Raw genomic sequence first — 21,511 nt, 5'->3', positions numbered from 1 at the left:
CCGTCATTGGCCGCTCAGCTCCCCGCGTCTTTTCCAAGAGAGCGCTCGCGAACAGGCACGGCTGAGCGCCAGTGACAGACGACGACCCATCAATCTTGACATGTCGAGGATGGTGAATCGTTAGGAATGTGAAACTGAAACGAGTTGCCGCCTTGTTGTTTCGCGCGGTACATTGCGGCATCCGCATGTGCTAATAGTTCATCGATATCATGGTCGTCGGTCGGATAGATGGTGATGCCGATACTGACGCTGATCACGGCCTGGTGTTCGCCAAGGACGAACGGTTCGGAGAGGGATGTGGTGATGCGTTGGGCCACCAATGAGATATCCTCCTCGCACATCAAGCCTTCTAGGATGATGGTAAACTCATCTCCCCCCATGCGCGCGACGGTGTCCACTTCACGAACACATTCATGGAGTCGTTCAGCCACAACTTTCAACAGTTGATCACCGACACTGTGGCCGAGCGTATCGTTCACGGGCTTGAATCGATCCAGGTCAAGCAGCATCAGTCCCAGCGGCTGCTGGAGGCGCTTACTTCGTGCCATGGCTTGCACGAGTCGGTCCCGGAACAAGCTGCGGTTCACGAGTCCGGTCAGCTGATCGTACTGGGCAAGGTACGTGAGTCGTGCTTCCGCACGCTTCCGTTCGATTGCGTAATGGATTGAGCGGGCCAAGAGTTCCGACGGACCTTCTCCCTTCACGAGATAATCTTGTGCGCCATTCTGGACCGCTTGCAAGGCCAGCGTTTGATCGTTGAGCCCGCTGAGTACAATCAGTGCGATGGTCGGATTCGCCGCATGAATCTGCCGAACCGTTGAGAGCCCGGACCCATCCGGGAGCGAAAGGTCCAAGAGCACAGCATCAAATCGAGCTCGAGCGAGATAGCGGAAGGCCTCACTCAGGCGTGTCACATGGGTGATATTGAATTCTTCCAGATGCCACTCTGCAAGGATATCCTGCGTCAGACGAGCATCGACATCATTATCTTCAACTAAGAGAATCTTGATCATGCCCAGTCCGGGTGGCCCAGCCGCTTACTGCCTACAACTTATTCTGTGGATCTGTATCAAGTATAGCGTAAGGCTCTGATACAACAAGCAAATGGTTGAAGTGGTGACAGCCAACACGGTATTGGAGGAGGACCAAATCTCAGGCCGACGAGAGCGCTACATCAACGTGAGCAGCTGCAGTAAGGGACTATGGATTAGAGAGAGAGGGGAGCAAGGCTTAGTCGCGTGATCACGATCCACGAGAACCGATAGGCAACGGGCCTGGGTATGTTCCGATCGGGGGTTGCTCAGGACCAAACGCCGCTTCACAGGCATACCCTGGTTGAAAGGGCCAGAGAAGTGAACGGCCTACGTCATTCCCTCGGATGTGAATATATCGCAATGTCATACCCATGCGAGCCGCCTCGTCCTTCACCTTTTCAGTACAATCCTCTGCGGAGTAGCCACGGCGTGAAATCAGCAAGGGAACACCGGAGCCACTGAGCACAGAATATTCGTTGATACACCCAGTGAGGCCAAAGAAGAGGCAGAGAAGACCGGTGAGGCGAATGAGCCCTTTTCTCGAAGCCGTCGGGAGATGAGACTCGCCGTCTCTGAACGCCCTGCAGAAGGTCGAATCACTACTCATGCTTAACCATACCACGAAAGCAATGGACCAAGCGACCGGATAGATCTATCACGTGCAAGCCGGTGGAATCGTCATCCTGGTGAATGTGGAGCTGTGAATCAACTCGATATGTGCCGCGATCGGTCTCTATCCAAAAGGTTAAGAATCCTCCTGTTTTATGGGCAATTCCTCATCAACGACCATGAAAGAGACGGGACAACTACTTCTGTATGATCGCTGACGGGAGGAAAAGAGAGGGAGTAACGACTCGAACGGTACGATAGGTTAAACCGGCTTCTCCGCGACATACTCCATGTACTTCCAGAACAGCTTCGCTTCCTCTTCGTTCAGCACCACCGGGGTATTATTCGCGGTGCCGGTCATAAACACCTTGACCGACACCGTATCGTGCCAGGCTTGAACTTCACAATGAGAAACCAAGTCCAGGTTGATGGCGCGGTTTCCGATACGGACAAAATGCATGGCTGATCTCCCATCACCTCAGAGGCGACGGGACAATCATACACGAAGGTCTCTCTGCCTGGAAGTAACGGACTCTTCTCCTTCCCGATGTTCAAACCGATGCCTAAACCTGGAAGAACGTGCCGAGCTGCTCGGCAGGAAGTGCCGACTGTGTTGTCAGGTCATGTGGAGAATGCCCAATAAACCGTGGTTCTCCGCTGGCACGAAAGTTGAGCTGACTGGTCTGGTTATCCCTGGGTTCCGTGTCTGGATAGGGGTGCGGCCAAATGGATGCGACAAATGGGTGGAAGACGGCAAACGGCTTATGGGAATTCGTCACTCAGGATGTAGCCATCATCGGCGGATTGTCCAGTCCAGTACTGAGCTGGATCGGCATGGCGGGGATTCTTGCCATGTGCGGCTGGCATGGAGCCGTCCTCCTTCGTGGAGCCTGGCGGATTCGACAGGCATTGTGTCGAGTGCAATCACAGGTGTCGAGCCTTCTCGTCGCACGCCGGCAATGGTCAAAGGAGTGGATTGTCACACTGACGTTGGGGAGAACAAGGCCGCGTTCAGACGAGTCGCCACAGTCACAACGCGATCTCGATGATCTCCACGTGTTGGATCGGGCCATGCGTGCGGAACCGGCATTTGCTGCAGAGTGGCTTTCCTACCGAAAGACCTTCGCCATCGAACAGTCGGCCTGGTTTCTCGATCCGACGGTCTCTGCGCAAAAATCGGCGGCAGAATACTTCTCCTTTGAGGCCTCCATGGCGGAATACCTCAACGTCGGGTTCTATCGGCAACTCCCGTCATTCCTGACCGGTATTGGACTGACGTTCACGTTTCTGGCGATTCTTATCGGTCTGAGCAAACTTCATGCAAACGGCTCGCAGGTTGAAGGCATCACGGGTCTCATTAACGGGCTCTCGGGAAAGTTTGTCACATCCATTGCCGGTTTGGCTTGTGCGAATGCGTTCACTCTTTTGGAAAACTCCGTTTGGTATCGCCTGAGCAACCGACATCGACGGTGTCTCTCGCTGCTCGATGAAGTGTTTCCTCAACGGATCGTGGGTCAACATGCCCAGTCTTTAGCGGTGCAGACCGGGCATGTGTCACCCATCGTCGGTCCTACTCGGAGCGACGGTGACAAACAATTGGCTGAAGTCGTACACCATCGACTCGGTACGGCAGTAGCCGCCTTGACGAAGGTGTCAGAGTCTCTCACCGCGATGAGTGCGACTCAACGTAGTTCAACGGTCGACGATCTTCCAGGAGAGATTGGTCATGAGGTTCAAAAAGCATTGAAGCGGGTGACTCAGCCTCTGGTAGATGCGATCCAGGATCTCAACCGAACCATGAAAGGTCAGGCGCTTCCGGTCCAGCTCTCAAAAACAGAAATGGAAACCATATTTCAGGAGCTGAAGACCCATGGAGTGGCAGTACCTGATACTTCCTCTGTCAAGAGGGGGAGCAGTGGGAACAGCACGCCTCATCAGGAGTAACGCGAGAGTGGATAAATGAGACATCGCAAACTGTCACTGGCACGGGAATCTTCCGTCTCGCCGTCGGTTGTGTTTAGTGGGGTGACCGATCTCATGACCTCGCTCGCCGTGATCTTCATCCTTCTGTTCGCCGCCTATGTGAGCCGGGTTCACGAGAGCCAGGAAAGTCATGCAGAGGGTCTTTCATCTCCAAGGGAAGAACGACAGAACCTTGACCGTCCGTTTCTCCAGCATGAAGCCCACAAACCAGATGTTTTGTCTGTCAGTATACCGGACGTTGCGCTCAGCTTTGACTTTGGGGAGAGCAGGTTACTTCCGCCTGCGGAGGCCTTCTTGTCGGAGACGATGCCACACTATGCCGCTATGGTATGTGCCCAAGGAGGCAAAGAAGTGGAAGCTTTTGTCATAGAGGGATACACCGATGATCTCGGAGACGACCTCCGCAATTTGCGATTAAGCCAGGAGCGATCGTTCGCCGTACTGGCCAAGAGCGTGGAGATCGTCCGAGAGAAGCTTCCCTGGGCCTACGAATGTTTTCTACAAAAGGCGACGGCGAATGGTCGTGGGAGACAGAATCTTCTACGGGACGATGCAGGAGGCCTGGATCGGGAGCGGAGCCGCCGGGTGATGTTCAAAATACACTTGCGCCCTCAGTAAACGCCGCGAACCAATTGAACGTCGCTCATGGCTGCCACGTGGTGGAGATGGGGTGCGCTTTGGAATGGGCTTCGACAGCCTGCCATACCTTCAGGACATTCCTTTTGCGGGTGAGTGAGTTTGTACGGTGCTTGGGAATGATGCCGTCATCAGTATCGTCTCACTTTGAGGTACAGGATACCGGTTACGTCACATCCTCCATGCAACGGGCTAACTCGAGAAACTGTTCCAAAGGAAGGGTTTCAGCGCGAAGCGAGGGTGGGAGGTGAAGTGTTGCCAGGGCTGTTTCGACAAGCTTCGAATCATACCCTTCGTTCCGAAGTGAGTTCACGAGTGTCTTCCGTCGGTGAGCGAACGCGGCTCGTACAAGCGTGGTGAACCGTCGCTCCGCTTCAGGATGGCGCACTCGCGGTTCGAGTGCATGCAGCAGCACAACAGCTGAATCAACTTCGGGTCGAGGGCGGAAGCACTGCGGAGAAACTTTGAATGCCTTTGAAATATTTGCGGAGTATTGGGCCATCACAGAGAGGACACCGTAATCTGAACTCCCAGGTTTTGCAATAAGACGGTCCGCGACTTCGTTTTGAAGCATTAGGACCATGCGGGCGAAACGATTGCCTTGAGACAGGAGCCGAAATAAGAGCGGAGTGGAAATATAGTAGGGGAGATTGGCGACGACGATGGTCCCGATCGGTAAGTGTTCGATCGAACAGGTCAGGGCATCGCCGAGCAGGAGGGTTAAATTCGCAAGATGCGCGGTTCGTTCAGCTAGAAACGTGTGGAGACGAGGATCAACCTCAATGGCGGTGATGTGGCCGGCGGCTCGGCACAGGGCTTCCGTCAGGAAGCCCCGGCCCGGGCCGATCTCGAGGACGGTATCAGCGGATGAAAGTTCCGCGAGTGCGACGATCTTGCGAACGATGTTCGGGTCCACAAGAAAATTTTGTCCAAGCCGCCTGATCGCCGCGGGAGGAGATGCTGAATCCACCCTCAACTCCCGGGCGAAGATGAACGAGCGAGTTTGTCGAGGAGGCGAACCAGCGGCGTACGGTAACACTCCACGAGATCAGTAAACTCTTCAAGCAAGTCGTTGGTGAAGGATGGTCCTGGTTGGATACGGGCGAACGTGTGCCCGTCTACCTCGCCGACCGTCGCGGTGAGCAGTGCGATGGTGCGTGATTTCCACTTTGCGACTCGTTCTGTTCCCGCCACGGTATTCAGGTCCTGACAGGTTTGTTGCGCAAGCGCATCCAGTTCCGCGATCTGTTGTCGAATGGTGGTCAACTGCGTCGCGCGATCAAGTGGCATGGTGAGCACGCCCTTTCTTGACACGTCGCTGAGCGATTCGTGCCGCCAAGGTGACCGCTTCGATTAGGCTTCCCGGGTCGGCCACTCTTTTCCCCACAATGTCGAAGGCGGTTCCATGGTCGACGGACGTGCGAATGATGGGCAAGCCGACGGTGAGATTCACGCAGGTGCCGAACGCCACGAGCTTCAGCGGAATCAAGCCCTGGTCATGGTACAAGGCCACAATCCCGTCATACTGTCCCTTTGCGGCCTTTCCAAACAGCGTGTCGGCGGGCAATGGATCACTAGCAAGAATGCCCTGCGCTTGGGCTGTCCGGGCTGCCGGAAGAATGACGCGAGCTTCCTCATTTCCGAATAGGCCATGTTCGCCCGCATGCGGATTCAGTGCGGCCACTCCGATCTTCGGTCGTTTGACTCCAAATAACGTGGTGAGTGCCATGTGAGCCAACCGGATCGTTTTTTCAATCCTCGCTTGAGTCAGCAACGTCGGAAGCTCTTTAATTGCGACATGTGTCGTGACGAACATGATCCGCAATGGGCCGCCTACGATCATCATGCCGGATTCCTTCGCCCGGGTCAGGTCGGCCAATAATTCGGTGTGTCCAGGGTATCGGCAGCCCGCCATGTTGATGGCTTCTTTATTGATCGGCGCGGTCACGATCCCATCGAGGCAGCCCAATTGGGCGAGTTCTACGGCTTTCTTAATGAAGGTGACTGACGCCGCACCGGTTTCAGCCGCGGCAAGGCCCGGTGTAAATCGGCCCAATGGGGTGCTCAGTGGGTCCAGGAGGGCCACGGTGCCTGGGCGGGGCGCTGGCGTTTCATGGCCATCGATGGGGAGGACAGTCAGTTTGAGTCGCAGCGTCTTAACGGTACGAATCATGACAGAAAGCGACCCGATCACCAGGGGTCGGCAAATTTTGTGCAGCCGTCCTCCGGACAGAGCTTTAGCGATCACTTCTGGGCCAATGCCTGCCGGGTCTCCCATCGTGATTCCAAGCAATGGGAGTGATGAGGAGGTCGAGACTCTTCGAATTGGGTTGGTTCTAGCTGGCATAGAGGTAGATGGTATAGCCGATATAGAAGAGAGCGCCAGCCCCCAGCAACCACGGTCGCCAACGCCCTCCAAGCAGAATCTGAAGGAGGCAGAGCCCTACTGCCTGTACCGCCAAGACCATGGTTGTCAACGCCGAGGGAGCGATGACCCATTCAGTTCCGATCAGCCCGAGTGAGACGGGGAGTGTGCCTTGAAACACCATGGCACCCGTCACATTGGCCACGGCGAGCTTGTCTTTCTTCCGATACAGCCACAGAAAGCTATTGGACATTTCCGGGAGTTCAGTGGCCAATGGCGCGATGAGGAGCGTCAAAATCAGCGGCGACATAGAGAACAATCCTGCCATCGATTCCGCTGCCATCACGAACAAATGAGCGCCCAAGATCAAGCCTCCCAACCCTAACAAGGCTTGAAATGCGATCATCAGATGGGAGGGGGTTGTTGCCGTTTTATCAAAGATGAGAGGGTCCAGCTCACCACCTTCCCCTGCTTCGGCCGGTGCAAACTTCAGTTTCATGTAGTAGATGTACAAACAGATCAATCCCCCTGCGGCGATCAGATGGATCAGTCTCGATCGTTCAAAGGCGCACCCCAGTGCCACCAGGTAGCCGATCATAAAGAAGGTCAGGTCCGTGAGGACATCGCGGTAGTTAAGATGAAATTGTCCGGTCCGTTTGCCTGCGCGTGCGTACAGCACTACTAACAGCGCCAGGATCGGCAGCACCAGTGTGCTGAGCATAAACGGTGCACCGAGGATGGCGCCTAATCCGACATCGATCTCCTCGGGGCTTTCGCCGAAGAAAATGGCAATGATCGGAATCGAGGTTTCAGGCAGGGTGGTGCCGATGGCTGCGAAGATACTCCCAACCGCCCCTTCGGAAATGCCGAGGCGTTTACCCAGCCATTCGATTGCATTTGTGAACAGTGCACATCCACCCAGTGTCACTACAACAGAGACCAGGAACAGGAGAATGTAGTACAAGGTGCTCATGCGCGGCCCCGCAATTTCTTCTGGCTCGCTTGTTGATAGGCGTGCAAAGCTTCCTCCATGACGGTCTTGAGCGGACGACCGGATCGTCTCGCAATAGATTGACAGTCGACATATTCCGGTGCCGCCTTGTCCCAGCCCGCACCCAGATCGGCCACCTTCATGCGAACGGTTCCTCCCCGTATTGAGACTGGAACAATACGACGCGGGAGGATCTGGCGAGTGACTTCCTGTAGTCGCACGCCGAGCGTGGGTGTTTCCTGGAAGAGAATCTCAAGCACCGCGTTTGTCCGTTCCTTCGGAGTGAGGCAGGTCAGTAACACTCCAGGGCGACTTTTTTTCATAACAACGGGAATCAGGGCCACGTCGACGGCTCCAAGTTCAAAAAGTTGCTCCATGACGTGCTCGTAAATCTGCGGATTCAGGTCGTCGAGATTCGTCTCAATTTGCATGATGCGCTCAGTGTGATAGGTCTCAGGTGCCGAGTCATCTTGCAGAAATACGCGCAGCACATTTGGCCAGTCTTGTGGATCACGGTCTCCGGCCCCATATCCAACTGCGACACTGCGCATGACCGGCAGGGGGCCGAACTCCGACGCCAACGTCCGCACCAATGCCACGCCGGTGGGTGTGGCAAGTTCGTGCGATGGGCCATCGGAATAGACGGGAATGCCTTCGGCTAATGCCGTTACAGCTGGCCCTGGCACAGGTAGTCGACCATGGGACGTTTGAATCGAACCGGCTCCCACATTGATCGGGGAGGAGGTCGCACGGGTCACATTCAGGAGGTAGCAGCCGAGTACGCCTCCCACCACGTCGATGAATGAATCGACGACTCCCACTTCATGAAAGTGCACGTCTTTCGCCGGGACCTGATGGGCCAGTCCTTCTGCGTCAGCCAATCGGTCGAAGACGGAGAGGCTGCGTGCTTTGACCGGACTTGGGAGTGTGCTGCGCATAATAATACTTCGAATACGGGAGAGCGTCAGAGGCCGATGAAACCCCTGTTGGATCAACACGTCGACCTTCACGGCATGAAGCGCGCCACGATGGACCGCCCGTTTCCGCAATGTGTAGCCGGATAGCTTCAGCCGATTAAGGCCGTTCACGAGGTCGGCCCATGGCAGCCCTGCGCTGACCAATGCGCCCAAGACCATGTCCCCGCTCACGCCAGAAAAACAATCGAAATGCAGATGTCGGCCCACGCCTCTCCTTAGTCAACAATGAAAAAGACCGCACATCTTACCGAAGGTCTGGCCGAACGGCAATCACTGGTTCATTGTTGATGCTTCGTTGACAGCTCCTGGAGGCTATGTTATCCCCCATTAAACGATGAGTTGCTTGTGGTGACTGTGAGTCACTGTGGATCCATCACATATTTTTGCCGAAGGCAGGTGTTCTGTTGTTCACAAGATCACACCGACAACGATGTAGAGGACTGACGCTCGGGCTACTCTGTTTGTACAGTGTTGTGGCCGGCTTTCCTTTGACTGAGAGTTTTGCAAAGGACAAGCCATCCCGTGCTCCAAGGCCAGAACCTGAGCTCAAGATCATCGATCTCAATATTGCTCCGATGCCCTATACGCAGGGCAATGGGCCGGTTCAGTTCTCAGTAACGGTTCAGCTTCCGAGGGAAATCGATCGAGCTCTGATTCTGGAAGTCACCTCCCTCATCAGTTCTCCATCCAAAACCTCACTTCGGTTTCTGACGCATCGACAGCCTATTCCAATCACGTCGACGAGGAATGGAGAGCAGGAGCGCCCTAAGGTAGTGGTCGAACTTCAGTGGGATGGCCAGGACCATCGTAAGCAGGTTGCCGGGGCAGGGACCTATGCGTATGAAGTGCGGACAAAATTGCTAGCCAACGGTGAAAAGGGGCTTCGGACGTTGACGGTCGCTTGGCCGAAACGGGGCACCCTCGAAGTCAACTGATCTCTCCGATCAGCTCATGGCCGGCCGCTCTTCACTCCGAGCATGTTGATCCGATGTGCGAGACAGGCGGCGCCGAAGCCGTTGTCGATATTCATGACCCCCACACCTGCCGCGCAGGAGTTGAGCATCGTCAACAATGCAGCCACTCCGCCGAAACTAGCTCCATACCCTCGGCTCGTCGGGACGGCGATAACCGGACAGTGAACAAGTCCCCCTACGACACTGGGCAAGACGCCGTCCATTCCGGCAACCACGACAATGACCCGGGCATCAAACAGGCGGTCTTTCTTCCCAAGGAGACGATGGATGCCCGCAACGCCAACGTCGTAGAGGCGTTCAACATGACTCCCCATCACTTCAGCGGTGATGCGGGCCTCTTCCGCGACCGGGACATCGGCTGTGCCGGCGGTCACCACTAGGATGTGGCCTTGCGCCTTTTGCCGTGCCGGATGGATCGCGACAAGACGTGCGTCCGGATAGTACCGCGCCCGACGATCGAGGCGGCGAATCGCCCGGGCGATTGTGGGCTCCGCACGGGTGGCGAGGAACGGGCCTCCTTTTTTGATCAAGGCCCGTGCAATCACCGCGACCTGTTGGGTGGTTTTCCCTTCGCAGAGCACGACTTCGGGAAATCCCTGCCGGAGCGACCGATGGTGATCAAGGGACGCAAAACCGAGATCTTCAAACGGGAGAGATCGCAGGCGCTGGAGTCCCTGTTCTACGGTCAGCTGCCCCGCGTGAATCTGTCGAAGTAACTGTTCAAGCCCTTCTGCAATCATGTTCATCCCTTTTCCAATTTGGCATCCCGCTCCATCAGATCACTGACCGCCTGGCGACAGGACTTATTCTCATAGAGGACGGCGTTGATCTCTCGAATGATGGGCATCTCAACCTGGTGGCGCAAGGCCAGGGTGAACGCGGCGCGAGCGGTTCTGACGCCCTCGGCGACGGCCTGCATCCCGTTGATGATTGTCTCGAGTCGTTCACCTTTGGCGAGGCGTACACCCACGGAATGATTGCGACTCAGCGTCCCGGTGCAGGTCAAGACCAAATCACCAACGCCGGAGAGTCCATAGAATGTACGAGGATCCGCTCCCATCGCGACACCGAGCCGAATGGTTTCTGCCAACCCACGGGTGATGAGGGCAGCACGAGCATTCAGTCCGAGCTCCAGACCATCGATGACGCCGGCGGCCAGCGCCATCACATTCTTCAAGGCCCCTCCCAGCTGGACGCCCAGGAGATCGCTGTCGGCATACACGCGCAATACCGGGGTCATCAACGCGTTCTGAAACCGCCGAACGAGCTGCGAGTCCCTGCCTGCGAGGCACACGGCGGTAGGGAGACCCGCGCTCAGCTCAGCGGCAAAGCTGGGTCCTGAGAGCACCATCAGGGTGTCGTGCATGGAGGGTGGTAATTCGTCCTCCATCACCTGTGTCATCAACTTGGCCGTGTCTTCTTCGATGCCCTTGGTCGCACAGATCAAGGGAATGGGACTGGATAGGAAAAGTCTTAGCTTTTGAAGCACGGATCGCGTGGCATGGGAAGGCACGGCAAACACCAGTCCGTCACACGAACGCGCTGCTTCTTCCAAAGATGAGGTGGCGATCAACGCGCGCGGGAGAGCGACACCCTTGAGAAAAATCGGGTTTTCCTGAGAGGTGTTGATGGCGTGAACGACGTCCCGTTCATAGGCCCAGAGACGTATCTCAATTCCCTTCTCGGCCAGATGTTTGGCCAGGGCGGTACCCCAAGCCCCTGCACCGATCACACTCATCTTGCTGATGGAACCAGGCATAAGAACTCAGTCTGATCTCCACATGATCACCAAGAACACTTGTGGGGGCCGATTATAGGAACGGCCTCAAGAACCTGTCAACGAATGGGATAGGGGTTTCCGTTCTCAAAATTCGCTAGGGAGGCAGTGGAATCAATCTCTTGTGACGTGGCATGAAATCTGCCGGGCTGCTTCGTGAGGATTTGGTGCATGGGTTGACGCGACCGAATCAAACCAGCGGATCGGGCATTGCGACGAACGCGGTGATCAGGAGGAAGTGGTGATGAAACCAGGGATTGTGAGGGAAATTGGATCAGGAATCGGGAGGCGAGCGCTGTGGCTTACAGTTCTTCTGATGTCTTTGAACGTCTCCAGCGCCTATTCAGAAATGTACATTGGTGGACAAGTTGGAACGACGTTCTTTGGCGACAACAACAAGCTCACGAGAGTTGAGATCACCGATCTCAGTGCGCCCCCCGGATCCTTTCTCACTCCACGGGGGTCAATGTCAGGGCGTGATCTGGCTAGTTCTCCCGTGTGGGGTGGGAAGATTGGGTACTACTTTCCAAAGGTGAACTGGTTTGGGCTGGAACTGGAAGCCTACTACAGCACCCCCCACATTGAGCAGGGACCAACGAGAGTCAGTATTCTTCCCGGAACCGTCGTCGTCGGAGGTTCAGTCACGAGTGGGAGTGTGACGAACGTCTTTCCGGGCGACTATTTTCGAGTGATCACTATAGCACCGTTTAATCTCATGTTGCGTTATAACAAGGCACGATTTCAGCCGTATGTCGGCGTGGGGCCAGCGATATTCTTGTCTCGAATCGAGACGACAGAGGTTGGATTTCAGGGGACACAGAGTTCAACGAAGGTTGGGCTCAACGTAAAACTGGGTGGCGAATACTTCTTTACGGAGCATATCTCAGGATATGGCGAGGTACGGTACAATTACACGCGGTTCGACTTTGACGCAACTGAAGCCGGAGGCTTTGGCTTTACGGCAACGTATAATCCGATCATCTTTTCCTTTGGGGTGGGCTATCATTTCTAACGACTCAGCGGGCTAGCATCTCGGGGGCATTCCCATGTATGTAGGTGATCTACTGGGAACGCCTATCCATGCAACTCTGTCCCACTTGTAGTCGATCGCAACCAGAAATTAACCGGTTTTGTGTTCAGTGCGGTCGGCGGCTTGATAGGACTGCGGAGCGTACATCGAGCGCTGAACCTCGTGCGATCCCTCCCGATCAGCTCAACCTGTCCATCCTCTACGGCATGGTCGCGGCGCTGATTCTGGCGCTGCTGTTTCCGCCATGGGAAACGCCACCGAATCAGACCCCGGAATTTCTTGGCATGCATTTCATCCTCTCTCCGCCAGCCGCGGAGGCGGTGGTGAGCCGCATGCTCCTGACCATTGAGCTGGTGACCATTGCGATTGCCGGAATGTATGGGGCGTTTCTGTTCAGAACAAAGTGAGTGGTCAGCGGTCATTCGTCATTGGTCAGAATAGATTCGTGTCTGTCCATTGATTGGCTAATGACCGATGACTTTGCTCAATCCAGCGCCAGCGTCAAGCATTTGGCTGACCCGCCCGATTTCATGAACTCATCGAGCTGAACCGCATGGGTGTCATATCCCCGTTCCTGCAGTAAGCCTTCCGTCGTGGGACATCCGGCAGGAAGAACCACATGCTTCTCCACACAGACTGCGTTACAGGCAAACTTCAGCGCTTCGTGCTCAGGGACGACCAGATGACGCTCGGTGGGGATGCGCGCCGCGAGCACTTCTCGACCATCGTGATCGAATGCGGCAGGAAAATACAGCAGCTCGCCACCGCTTAACGGACAGAGACAGGTGTCCAAATGGTAGAAACGACCGTCGATGAGTTCAAGCGGAATAATTTCCCGATGAAAACGCTCGCTGAGGATCGGGTACATGCCGATATCGGATCGCTGCCGATAGCCACCGAACCAGGTATCTGAAAACCCAAGAAGGTCGCCTGCGCCTTCAAAGTGAAGACCAGCCTCCACCGTCATGACCTCATATCCCTGCTGGCGAAACCAATGCTCGAAATGAGCCTCTTCTCGCTGGCGTTCAGGATATCGGAAGTGACTGACGACGGCTGTGTGCCCGACGACCAGCCCGGCATTGGCCGTAAAGACAAGATCAGGCAGTCCAGGAATCGGGACCATTCGTTCCAGGACGATTCCCAAGTCCTGTTCAAAAATCTTCATCAAGGTCTGCCACTGTGAGGCGGCTCGCTCGTGGTCGACTCGGTTGCTGAGGCGCATCCAAGGATTAATCTCATACTCGATACCGAAAAAATCCGGTGGGCAGACGAGAAGACGGCTCATACTAGCCTTCCTAAAGTTCTGCCCACCTCGGTCAGAAATGACCCTGCATCCATGACGAGACCGACTGCTTGAAAGCTGCCACGATCAGCCAGCTTGGTTGGGACGGAAGGATTGATATCCACACAGACCGTCGGGATGGTGGCCGGCAGCAGATTGCCTGTTGCGATGGAGTGCAAGGTGGAAGCGACCAGGAGCGCCAAGCCGACACCAGGAATCAACGCGCGCATGGCTTGCTGGGCATGAACCGAATCCGTGATCACGCCGGGGAGGGGGCCGTCGTCGCGAATCGTGCCGGCCATAACTACCGGCACTGTCTGGCGGACACAAGCTGCCATAATTCCCTGTTTGACTACTCCTGAATGCACCGCAGCCTCAATGCTGCCAATCGTACGGATGCGATTGATGGTTCGCAAATGATGTTCATGCCCATGCGGAAGGGGCTGTCCCCCGGTCAGTTTGTAACCGAGAGAAGTGCCGTACAGATCTGCTTCCATATCGTGGGCCGCGAGGGCATTGCCGCAAAAAAGGATGTGAATAAACCCCTGTTCGATTAGCCAGGTGAGTGCATCGCGCCCACCGGCGTGAATAATGGCCGGTCCACCGGCCAATAAAACCTTGGCATCTGTCTGTCCCTGCCGATGCCGTTCTCGCAATTGACGCATTCGTGTTGCAATGTCGGCGATGATATGACCATGGGGCCGCTCAGCGGACACCTGAGACTCCATGAAGCCAAAGACATCACGTTCATGTGGGCGTTGCAGCGGGATGACCCGAATCCCCTCTCGTCCGACAATGACACGATCTCCGCGACGAACGTCTCCCATCGGAATAGCATGGGCCGCAGAGCCTTCCTCATTGACCACGATCGCAAGATCCATCTCGATTCGATCGACGTCAAGCCAGCGACCAGCTATTCGGATCTGAGTGGGCAAATGGGTGGTGGCATAGAAGGTATCGGGAAGGATCCCATCGTCAGGCACTAGTTCAGTCCGACAGTCTGTCCCACGCTCGATCAAGGCGCCATGGGGTTGAATCGCGTTGAGAATCTCGTCTAAGAACGCTTTGGAGGCGGCTCTGATCACAATGCGGGCGCTGGATGGTTGTTCCCGTGTCTTTCCGATGTTGACGTCCTGAAGGTCGAAGGTACCACCCATCATCACGATACGGTCCAGGACCTTCGCCAGTATGAGCGAGTCGATGATGTGTCCCTGCAGGACGACAGTTTCGTGGTAGGTGCTCATCGCTTTACTCACCGCCTCTATTGGTATTCTATCACTCAGTGAAGCAGGGAGAAGAAAATGACAGTTCAGGACGAGGAGTGTATCGAAGGGGTTTTCATCAATTCACGAAGCACACTCGTCGCATAGGCGCCAGGCGGCAGGCCGAAAGACAGCGTCACGACGTTTCCGTTCAGCGACCAGTCCAGTTCAGTGAGAGGAACACGAAGTGCACGACGTTCTCCTCGAAAGCCACAGGCCTTGGCAGCGCTAATGAGGGAGTCTTTGGTGGCGCCCGTTTCGGTGATGACGGCTTCTTCAATGGCCCCGGGTTCGCCGCCGGCCCAGGAGACACGTGAGCCGAAAAGAATTCCGGTCGGGCTGATCTCAAAGCGATCCGCGCGCGGCTGCTCTTTCTCCGCATCGTCAACCTGGAAGCAGGCGCCGTTGTCCTGCTTCATCGCCCAGTCGCCGATGAACAGACGATCGATCTGATCGATCCGGCTGGCAAGAATCCGATTAAACAAAAACGACTGATAGGTATTGAGATACCAGATGCGCTGGTTGCGATTCATTTTCTCGCGTCGGCGGGCATCATGGAGTAAGGCCGCGCCGGTTTGGTAGTTGGCCCCATCCTTCCCTTGCCGTTGGGGCCCGAAGTAGTTCGGGATTCCGCGTCTGGCGAGTCGTTCAAGAACCGCCGGGACGGTGTCCTTGGCGTGGCCGGCAACCTCACGAATGGTCAGACGGAAACGATTGCCGGCATGGTGACCGGTCCGGAGCCGATTGCGATGTCGCCCTAGGATGGTCACATTCAGGATGGTGTGATCGAGGGAGAGGCCAGCGACCTGTTCGGGCGACACGCTTTGGAGGGAAATCATCTGTGTCGTAACGGCTCGTGCGTCTTTCAGTCCTGCGACACCAATAGCCTGTGCCTTGATGCCTAATATTGAGGAGAGTCGTCGGACGAGGTCGGGCGTGGACAGCCCGCGTTTCGTGATGGTGATGTAGAGGTGTTCCCCTTCCCCGCAGGGTAGGTAGAGTGGTCGCTCTTCAACTTGGAAGTCCTCCGGTACAGAACGGATTCGTCCGCCGATTCCAGGAAGGTCGCTTGTCAGAAATGGCTCGTTCAGTCGTTCCATCGGTCCTTTGTATGATTTGGGCTCAACGACCGCCTGCTATACTTTTTCCTATCCGCGTGAAGAAAGGATCGAGGGATAGAGAATGAGCGCGCGACACGCGTCGTCATGGCCTGATCTCGCACGGGCTTCCATCGGCCATGCGCTGGGCCATCCGCTCTACCGGCTGTTCAGCCTTGTCCCAAACTGGGAATATGGCCTTTCCGACTATGAAGTGACTCACCATACCCATATGCACAGGTTACTTGCCGGTCGCCGTGCGGTCCACCTCACCGACCTGCATATCGATCGATATGGTTCGCGGCATGATCGTATGGTCCAGATCGTCGGCGACCTCCAGCCGGACTGGATCGTGATCACCGGCGACCTGCTCAATGTACCAGAAGGGCTGCCGCATCTGTTCCGGTTTCTTGGCCGTCTTCGCGCTATTGCGCCAATCTACATGACCCTGGGTAATCACGATCATTACAGCGGTGTCTCGGTGGCAGAGTATGCCGAACTGGCCGATCGGCACAAGATCTCCTTGTTGGTGAACCAGAGTGCTGTCGTCTCAGTGACAGGGGGAGAGCTGATGATCGTCGGCGTCGATGATCCATCACTCCACCGCGCTGATCTGCGCTGTCTTCCGGCTCGGGCGGACCATCGCTTTACACTGCTGCTGGCCCATGCGCCCAATATTCTTGATCAGGTGGAACCGCACCACGCCATCGATTTGATCTTGTGTGGGCACAGTCACGGGGGGCAGTGGCGTGTGCCGGGGATTCCGACCTTCTGGCTCCCACCCGGATGTGGTGGCCGGATAGCAGGTTGGCATCGGTCAGGTGTGCACCGACTGTACGTCAACCGTGGAGTGGGGTGGTCCTTTCTTCCCTTTCGATGGAACTGCCGACCAGAAATCGCGGTAATCGAGTGGGTATAGGAATAGACAGATTTCCAAGCAACATTGCCGATTCAGCGTCGTGAATGTCTATTGGCGTGATGTTAGGACCGCATCCGTTCCAGTGCTTCCCTCGCTCGGCTTCTGACAGTTTGATCCCAATCATGCTCCATCGCTGCTTTTAGACGCTCACGCGCTTCCGTTGCCCGGAGTCGCCCGAGTCCCAAAGCAGCGCAGGCACGGACGTAGGCATGGTCATCGTCCAGAGTCTTCACTAGCAGCGGGACCGCTGACAAATCTTGTAACGCACCGAGATGACTGGCTGCCATGCCACGGATGCGATGTTGTTTGTCGCCTAATGCCCGTTGGAGGGTTGTTGCCAACAGCTCTTTCAAGGCTGGGGCCACGGATTCAAGTCCATTGATGTGATACTCGTTGTTTTCTAGTAGAGCAAAAACCAGATCCAGCCGCTTCTCTTGGCTGGTTTCTCGATGAAATAACGCCAACAGCCTGGTTCGTTCTCGTGATCGTAGCTGGCGGCGCCGAAGCATTCTGATGGGAATGAACAGGAGAAGGGTAGAGATAAGGCCGATGATGGTCATCGGCACTGCCTGATCGACGATATAGTCCTGTGATTCGGCCGAAAGCCGCTTCCAGATCCACATCACCACGATGATCAGGATGATCAGGGCGACAAACAAGACGGGGATTATCTGGCCCTGTTGAGGTTGTTTCGCCATGGGGAGAAATCATACGGGCGAAGTTGATTGGCCGTCAACGAATCGCGTTCGAGACGGTTTTTTCCGAAGAGAGTGATGATCGAGTGAAGATCCGTTCGTCTGCGCCGTGAATAATTGACTTGCAATTGTCGCAGAAGCCATACTTAATCGAAATCCTGACCTGTGAGACTCAAAAAGATCAACAAATGTGAACGATCTGCCTCAGAATGTGCCAGGCGACGTGGCATGTGGTCCGGTTGCCTTGTGATTGATTGACTACAGAATCACTCGTTCGAGTTGGTAGGCGATCATGGACATCCGATGGGGATCAACCGATACTCTCTTTCTTGCATAAGGGGTTGAAGGAGAATCTTTGTCGAGTCGTTTGGCATATGGCTACTCTCGATGAAACCATTGCGTTCTGCAAGAGCGGCATCACCCGTCTTTTCCCTTTCGGTGCTCAGCGTTTGAATAGCTATCTGAGACGGTATTGATCATGGATGATCGTGTGTCCGCATGGCTGGAGAGCCTAGGGCTGGATCGCTACCGCGAAGTGTTTCTGCAGAATGCTATTACCTGGGATGTCTTGTCCGATCTGAAGGACGAGGACTTGACGTCCCTGGGCGTATTGTTGGGTCATCGGAAAAGGCTCCTGCGTGCTATCGCGCAATTGTCCCAAAGCGGTGAGAGAGATCATGCGGCCTCTTCCGCCGTAACCGTTGCACAAGAAATACCACCATCCTTCTCCAGTCGCGATCAAGCAGAACGACGGCAATTGACCGTCATGTTTTGTGATCTTGTGGGCTCGACGGCGCTGGCTCGCCGGCTGGATCCTGAAGACCTTCAAGACATTATCCGGCGGTTCTTGGAGGCCTGTAGCCAAGCGGTTGGTCGATTCAACGGCTATATCGCAAAATATATGGGTGACGGACTCTTGGTGTATTTCGGATATCCGTATGCGCACGAACATGATGCTGAACGTGCGGTCCATGCCGGCCTGGCCATCCTTGATTTGGTGAAAACCTCTTCACGAGAGCATCTTTCATCTCCAGAATCTGGAATTGCGGTACGAATCGGAATAGCAACCGGGAAGGTGATTGTTGGAGAAATTATCGGGCAAGAAACGGCCAAAGAACGGTCCGTTTTCGGTGAAACTCCGAATCTGGCCTCTCGTCTTCAAGGGATAGCTGAACCCAATCAGTTGGTTGTGGACTCAGCGACGAAGCGGCTCGTCGGCAATGAGTTTGAATTCACGGACCATGGAAGCGTGTCCCTCAAGGGGTTCGACGAGCCGATCCAGGTCTGGCGGGTTCTTGGTACAAAGGCATCAACCAGTCGATTCGAGTCGTACCGAGCCGCACGATTGGCCAGTTTTATCGGCAGGGAGCACGAATCGGCACTGCTCTTGGGGCGCTGGCGCGAAGCAGTCGGTGGGGATGGACAGGTTGTGCTCCTGTGCGGAGAAGCCGGCATCGGCAAGTCACGACTGTGCCGCAGCGTGCGAGACCGGCTGGTAGATGAGCCTCACCAGACGATCGAATTGCAATGTTCACCGTATCACACGAACACGGCGCTCTATCCCGTGATCCATTGCCTCCGGCAGGCAGCGGCGCTGACCAGTGAAGACGATCCCCGTACGCAACGAACAAAGCTTCACACCTTTGTTCGCAGCATCGGCATCGACGACCAGACCACGGTGTCTTTGTCGGCAGAGCTCTTGTCAATTCCTGGGGAGGTCCAGCACTCGCTGCTCACGATGTCGCCGGATAAACGGAAGGACATGACGCTTGACGCGTTCGTGCGGCAGCTTCAGCGGCTGGCCGATCATCGGCCGACACTCCTCATTCTGGAAGATGCCCATTGGCTTGATCCGACCACGATAGACCTTGTGACACGAATCATCGACCATATTCAGCGGATGCGCGTGTTGTTGCTGATCACGTTTCGACCTGATTTTATGCCGGCATGGACGCAGTATGGCCATGTCACAGGGTTAACCTTGAATCGGCTTCCACGCCGGCAAAGCGCCGAGCTTGTTGCCTCGATGACCGGCGGGAGAGCTCTTCCGCCGGAGGTCCAACAGGCGATCCTTGCGAAGACTGATGGGGTGCCTCTTTATCTCGAAGAGTTGACAGAAAATCTCCTGGAATCCGGTCTGCTCACGGAAGGGAACAGCATCTTCAGCCTGAAGGAGCCATTGAAGGAGTTGTCTATTCCGGATAGCTTGCAAGCCTTGCTCATGGAGCGGATCGACCGGTTGGGGCCAGCGAAAGAGATCGTCCAGATTGGATCTGCAATCGGACGGGAGTTTAGCTATGAATTGTTGCGGGAGACCGTCGATGTCCCGGAGGGTGAGTTGAAGCAGGCCCTTCACTCGCTTGGTGCATCGGGGCTCATCTTTCAGGAGGGTGAGATCCCGACGGCCAAATTCATGTTCAAGCATGCGCTCATTCAAGATGCTGCCTATAGCACATTGCCCAAAAAAGCACGCCGGGTGCTCCATGCCCGCATTGGGAAAACATTGGAGAGTCGGTTCGAGGAACGGGTCAAAACAGAACCTGAGTTGCTGGGATATCACTATGAACAGGCGGGATTGAACGGGCCTGCTGTTGAGTATTGGCGCCTTGCCGCGTACAGAGATGTCGCACGATCGGCCAATGTCGAAGCACTGAACTATTTCAAGAGTGCCTTGGCGTTGCTGAACGAATTGCCGGCAGGGCCTGAGCGTGATGGGTTGGAGTTGGACCTGCTCATTGCGCGTGGAGCCCCACTCGTCACGGTGAAGGGATATGCATCGGCGGAGATTGAGCGGAATTATCTTCGGGCGCGCGAGCTTTCTCAAGGCCACGGCGATTCCGAGTATTACTTTCTAGCGGTGTGGGGGTTGTGGGTGTTTCATTTGGTCGGAGGCTCGCTCGCAACAGCGTGCGACCTGGCCGAACACCTTCTGGCCTTCGCGAGCCGCAAGCAGAATCCGGACTTGCTCATTCGAGCCCACGAAAGCATCGGCTCAGCCTATACTCTCCTTGGCCGGTTCGACGAAGCTAAAACCCATCTCCTCGCGGCCAAGTCTCTGTATAACCCTCAGAGACACCAATCACAGCCCCAACCGTATACTCAAGACCCCGGCATCACAGCCAGAATTATGTTGGCCCGAACACTCTGGATATTGGGCGAGGTCGATGAGGTCGAGGGGCTGGCGAAAGAGGCCATTCACATGGCACGGGAGCTAGAGCATCCCTTCACTCTGGCGTTTGCATTGGCGACGGCTTCTTGGGTCTATTCCACTATCCGGGATGTGGACAAAACTCTGGTTCTTTCCGCAGAAGCCATCGCCATTTCCACCAAATACTCGTTCGAAGTCACATTGGCGTGGGCGACTTCCCTGCACGGATGGGCTCTGGCTGAGAAGGGGCGTGACGAAGGGCTGGATCAGTTAGTGAACGGTCTCTCCGCTGCACAAGCAGCAGGCGTCAGACTCAACAACGCGTTTACGTTGGCGATGCTCGCAGAAGTCTACTTGCGGAAGAAACGTATCGATGAAGGCTTGGCTGCACTGTCAGCGGCCCAGAAGCTTGTTCGCGTTGAGGGAGAACGTTGCTGGCAGGCGGAATTGCTTCGTCTGCAAGGTGAGCTCCTGCTGGAACAATCTGAGCCATCCGTTTCCGACGCGGAGCAGTGCTTTGCAGGAGCCGTGAAGATCGCGCAGGAACAGCATGCGACGATGTTTGAACTTCGAGCCGCCATGAGCATGGGGAGACTTTTGAAAAAACTGAACCGATCGGATGCCGCAAGGAGTGTGTTGCAAGCGGCTTGCTCGAAGATTACCGTACGGACTTCCAATCCTGAGTTGCTCGAAGCGGAAGCCATCCTTTCGGACCTTGATGGATGAGAAGGA

General features: G+C 55.6%; 20 protein-coding genes. 7 read left to right on the top strand and 13 right to left on the bottom strand.

The genetic code is table 11. The annotated features are described in order from the left end of the window. Nucleotides 1–89: 89 nt before the first annotated feature. Both ACMTNU_RS07960 and ACMTNU_RS07955 read right to left on the bottom strand, forming a co-directional pair. The gene (locus ACMTNU_RS07960) at nucleotides 90–1,013 is read right to left on the bottom strand and encodes a diguanylate cyclase domain-containing protein (protein WP_413934701.1); all 924 of its coding nucleotides are present in this window, start codon (nucleotides 1,011–1,013) and stop codon (nucleotides 90–92) included. 892 nt (nucleotides 1,014–1,905) lie between these two features. Then, the gene (locus tag ACMTNU_RS07955; RefSeq protein WP_413934700.1) at nucleotides 1,906–2,103 is read right to left on the bottom strand and encodes a hypothetical protein; all 198 of its coding nucleotides are present in this window, start codon (nucleotides 2,101–2,103) and stop codon (nucleotides 1,906–1,908) included. A gap of 266 nt (nucleotides 2,104–2,369) precedes the next feature. Between ACMTNU_RS07955 and ACMTNU_RS07950 the strand changes: the two genes are divergently transcribed. Both ACMTNU_RS07950 and ACMTNU_RS07945 read left to right on the top strand, forming a co-directional pair. Then, the gene (locus tag ACMTNU_RS07950) at nucleotides 2,370–3,587 is read left to right on the top strand and encodes a hypothetical protein (protein ID WP_413934699.1); all 1,218 of its coding nucleotides are present in this window, start codon (nucleotides 2,370–2,372) and stop codon (nucleotides 3,585–3,587) included. A gap of 15 nt (nucleotides 3,588–3,602) precedes the next feature. Then, nucleotides 3,603–4,244: an OmpA family protein gene (locus tag ACMTNU_RS07945; RefSeq protein ID WP_413934698.1), complete on the top strand. Its 642-nt coding sequence runs from the start codon at nucleotides 3,603–3,605 to the stop codon at nucleotides 4,242–4,244. 184 nt (nucleotides 4,245–4,428) lie between these two features. On the opposite strand, the gene rsmA is transcribed toward ACMTNU_RS07945, so the two are convergent. From rsmA to larC, 5 genes are read right to left on the bottom strand one after another with little or no spacing between them, the layout of a single operon-like run. Further along, nucleotides 4,429–5,232 carry a 16S rRNA (adenine(1518)-N(6)/adenine(1519)-N(6))-dimethyltransferase RsmA gene (gene rsmA, locus ACMTNU_RS07940; protein WP_413934697.1) on the bottom strand — a complete coding sequence of 268 codons (804 nt, stop codon included), beginning with the start codon at nucleotides 5,230–5,232 and terminating at the stop codon, nucleotides 4,429–4,431. 2 nt (nucleotides 5,233–5,234) lie between these two features. Next, nucleotides 5,235–5,552 (bottom strand): hypothetical protein, encoded by a 318-nt coding sequence (locus ACMTNU_RS07935; RefSeq protein WP_413934696.1) that lies wholly within the window; start codon nucleotides 5,550–5,552, stop codon nucleotides 5,235–5,237. Continuing rightward, nucleotides 5,542–6,540, bottom strand: coding sequence for a 4-hydroxythreonine-4-phosphate dehydrogenase PdxA (pdxA, locus tag ACMTNU_RS07930; RefSeq protein WP_413934695.1), 999 nt, complete (start codon nucleotides 6,538–6,540; stop codon nucleotides 5,542–5,544). The genes ACMTNU_RS07935 and pdxA overlap by 11 nt, the downstream gene beginning before the upstream one ends. Nucleotides 6,541–6,598: 58 nt before the next feature. Then, entirely contained in the window at nucleotides 6,599–7,600 is a 1,002-nt protein-coding gene (locus tag ACMTNU_RS07925) for a sodium:calcium antiporter (RefSeq protein WP_413934694.1), read from the bottom strand. Beyond that, nucleotides 7,597–8,802 (bottom strand): nickel pincer cofactor biosynthesis protein LarC, encoded by a 1,206-nt coding sequence (gene larC / locus ACMTNU_RS07920; protein WP_413934693.1) that lies wholly within the window; start codon nucleotides 8,800–8,802, stop codon nucleotides 7,597–7,599. Before larC ends, ACMTNU_RS07925 begins: the two co-directional genes overlap by 4 nt. A gap of 281 nt (nucleotides 8,803–9,083) precedes the next feature. Here larC and ACMTNU_RS07915 point away from each other — a divergent pair, with 281 nt between their 5' ends. Further along, nucleotides 9,084–9,530 (top strand): hypothetical protein, encoded by a 447-nt coding sequence (locus ACMTNU_RS07915; RefSeq protein WP_413934692.1) that lies wholly within the window; start codon nucleotides 9,084–9,086, stop codon nucleotides 9,528–9,530. Between the two features lie 14 nt (nucleotides 9,531–9,544). Here the strand turns inward: ACMTNU_RS07915 and larB are convergent, their stop codons facing one another. Together larB and ACMTNU_RS07905 are read right to left on the bottom strand one after the other, a co-directional pair. Then, complete coding sequence (larB, locus tag ACMTNU_RS07910; protein ID WP_413934838.1) at nucleotides 9,545–10,309, bottom strand: nickel pincer cofactor biosynthesis protein LarB; 765 nt, start codon at nucleotides 10,307–10,309, stop codon at nucleotides 9,545–9,547. 2 nt (nucleotides 10,310–10,311) lie between these two features. Next, a complete protein-coding gene (locus ACMTNU_RS07905) occupies nucleotides 10,312–11,328 on the bottom strand; it encodes an NAD(P)H-dependent glycerol-3-phosphate dehydrogenase (RefSeq protein ID WP_413934691.1) in 1,017 nt (338 codons plus the stop codon). A gap of 262 nt (nucleotides 11,329–11,590) precedes the next feature. Here ACMTNU_RS07905 and ACMTNU_RS07900 point away from each other — a divergent pair, with 262 nt between their 5' ends. Then, nucleotides 11,591–12,358 carry an outer membrane beta-barrel protein gene (locus ACMTNU_RS07900; protein ID WP_413934690.1) on the top strand — a complete coding sequence of 256 codons (768 nt, stop codon included), beginning with the start codon at nucleotides 11,591–11,593 and terminating at the stop codon, nucleotides 12,356–12,358. Nucleotides 12,359–12,426: 68 nt separating this feature from the next. Then, on the top strand, nucleotides 12,427–12,783 hold the full coding sequence (locus tag ACMTNU_RS07895; RefSeq protein ID WP_413934689.1) for a hypothetical protein: 357 nt from the start codon (nucleotides 12,427–12,429) through the stop codon (nucleotides 12,781–12,783). 77 nt (nucleotides 12,784–12,860) lie between these two features. On the opposite strand, the gene ACMTNU_RS07890 is transcribed toward ACMTNU_RS07895, so the two are convergent. From ACMTNU_RS07890 to truD, 3 genes are all read right to left on the bottom strand, one after another. After that, nucleotides 12,861–13,661 (bottom strand): dimethylarginine dimethylaminohydrolase family protein, encoded by an 801-nt coding sequence (locus tag ACMTNU_RS07890; RefSeq protein ID WP_413934688.1) that lies wholly within the window; start codon nucleotides 13,659–13,661, stop codon nucleotides 12,861–12,863. Beyond that, nucleotides 13,658–14,902, bottom strand: a complete 1,245-nt coding sequence (locus ACMTNU_RS07885; RefSeq protein ID WP_413934687.1) for a TIGR00300 family protein — start codon at nucleotides 14,900–14,902, stop codon at nucleotides 13,658–13,660. The genes ACMTNU_RS07890 and ACMTNU_RS07885 overlap by 4 nt, the downstream gene beginning before the upstream one ends. A 65-nt stretch (nucleotides 14,903–14,967) precedes the next feature. Beyond that, nucleotides 14,968–16,020 (bottom strand): tRNA pseudouridine(13) synthase TruD, encoded by a 1,053-nt coding sequence (gene truD / locus ACMTNU_RS07880; protein WP_413934686.1) that lies wholly within the window; start codon nucleotides 16,018–16,020, stop codon nucleotides 14,968–14,970. A gap of 82 nt (nucleotides 16,021–16,102) precedes the next feature. On the opposite strand from truD, the gene ACMTNU_RS07875 reads away from it, so the two are divergent. Further along, nucleotides 16,103–16,936 (top strand): metallophosphoesterase, encoded by an 834-nt coding sequence (locus ACMTNU_RS07875; protein ID WP_413934685.1) that lies wholly within the window; start codon nucleotides 16,103–16,105, stop codon nucleotides 16,934–16,936. A 62-nt stretch (nucleotides 16,937–16,998) separates the two neighbouring features. Here ACMTNU_RS07875 and ACMTNU_RS07870 read toward each other — a convergent pair whose 3' ends face one another. Beyond that, on the bottom strand, nucleotides 16,999–17,634 hold the full coding sequence (locus ACMTNU_RS07870) for a HEAT repeat domain-containing protein (protein ID WP_413934684.1): 636 nt from the start codon (nucleotides 17,632–17,634) through the stop codon (nucleotides 16,999–17,001). A 475-nt stretch (nucleotides 17,635–18,109) separates the two neighbouring features. Here ACMTNU_RS07870 and ACMTNU_RS07865 point away from each other — a divergent pair, with 475 nt between their 5' ends. Further along, on the top strand, nucleotides 18,110–21,505 hold the full coding sequence (locus ACMTNU_RS07865; protein ID WP_413934683.1) for an adenylate/guanylate cyclase domain-containing protein: 3,396 nt from the start codon (nucleotides 18,110–18,112) through the stop codon (nucleotides 21,503–21,505). Nucleotides 21,506–21,511: the final 6 nt, after the last annotated feature.

Source organism: Nitrospira sp. BLG_1 (assembly GCF_047338595.1).
GTDB lineage: Bacteria > Nitrospirota > Nitrospiria > Nitrospirales > Nitrospiraceae > Nitrospira_D.
Note: the sequence above shows the minus strand (reverse complement) of the source record. Positions and strands in the feature narration are given on the sequence as shown.

Coding starts and splice junctions, on each gene's coding strand:
- ACMTNU_RS07960 (WP_413934701.1), bottom strand. CDS start 1,013: ATGATCAAGATTCTCTTAGTTGAAGATAATGATGTCGATGCTCGTCTG.
- ACMTNU_RS07955 (WP_413934700.1), bottom strand. CDS start 2,103: ATGCATTTTGTCCGTATCGGAAACCGCGCCATCAACCTGGACTTGGTT.
- ACMTNU_RS07950 (WP_413934699.1), top strand. CDS start 2,370: ATGGATGCGACAAATGGGTGGAAGACGGCAAACGGCTTATGGGAATTC.
- ACMTNU_RS07945 (WP_413934698.1), top strand. CDS start 3,603: ATGAGACATCGCAAACTGTCACTGGCACGGGAATCTTCCGTCTCGCCG.
- ACMTNU_RS07935 (WP_413934696.1), bottom strand. CDS start 5,552: ATGCCACTTGATCGCGCGACGCAGTTGACCACCATTCGACAACAGATC.
- pdxA (WP_413934695.1), bottom strand. CDS start 6,540: ATGGGAGACCCGGCAGGCATTGGCCCAGAAGTGATCGCTAAAGCTCTG.
- ACMTNU_RS07925 (WP_413934694.1), bottom strand. CDS start 7,600: ATGAGCACCTTGTACTACATTCTCCTGTTCCTGGTCTCTGTTGTAGTG.
- larB (WP_413934838.1), bottom strand. CDS start 10,309: ATGATTGCAGAAGGGCTTGAACAGTTACTTCGACAGATTCACGCGGGG.
- ACMTNU_RS07905 (WP_413934691.1), bottom strand. CDS start 11,328: ATGCCTGGTTCCATCAGCAAGATGAGTGTGATCGGTGCAGGGGCTTGG.
- ACMTNU_RS07900 (WP_413934690.1), top strand. CDS start 11,591: ATGAAACCAGGGATTGTGAGGGAAATTGGATCAGGAATCGGGAGGCGA.
- ACMTNU_RS07895 (WP_413934689.1), top strand. CDS start 12,427: ATGCAACTCTGTCCCACTTGTAGTCGATCGCAACCAGAAATTAACCGG.
- ACMTNU_RS07890 (WP_413934688.1), bottom strand. CDS start 13,661: ATGAGCCGTCTTCTCGTCTGCCCACCGGATTTTTTCGGTATCGAGTAT.
- ACMTNU_RS07885 (WP_413934687.1), bottom strand. CDS start 14,902: ATGAGCACCTACCACGAAACTGTCGTCCTGCAGGGACACATCATCGAC.
- truD (WP_413934686.1), bottom strand. CDS start 16,020: ATGGAACGACTGAACGAGCCATTTCTGACAAGCGACCTTCCTGGAATC.
- ACMTNU_RS07875 (WP_413934685.1), top strand. CDS start 16,103: ATGAGCGCGCGACACGCGTCGTCATGGCCTGATCTCGCACGGGCTTCC.
- ACMTNU_RS07870 (WP_413934684.1), bottom strand. CDS start 17,634: ATGGCGAAACAACCTCAACAGGGCCAGATAATCCCCGTCTTGTTTGTC.
- ACMTNU_RS07865 (WP_413934683.1), top strand. CDS start 18,110: ATGGATGATCGTGTGTCCGCATGGCTGGAGAGCCTAGGGCTGGATCGC.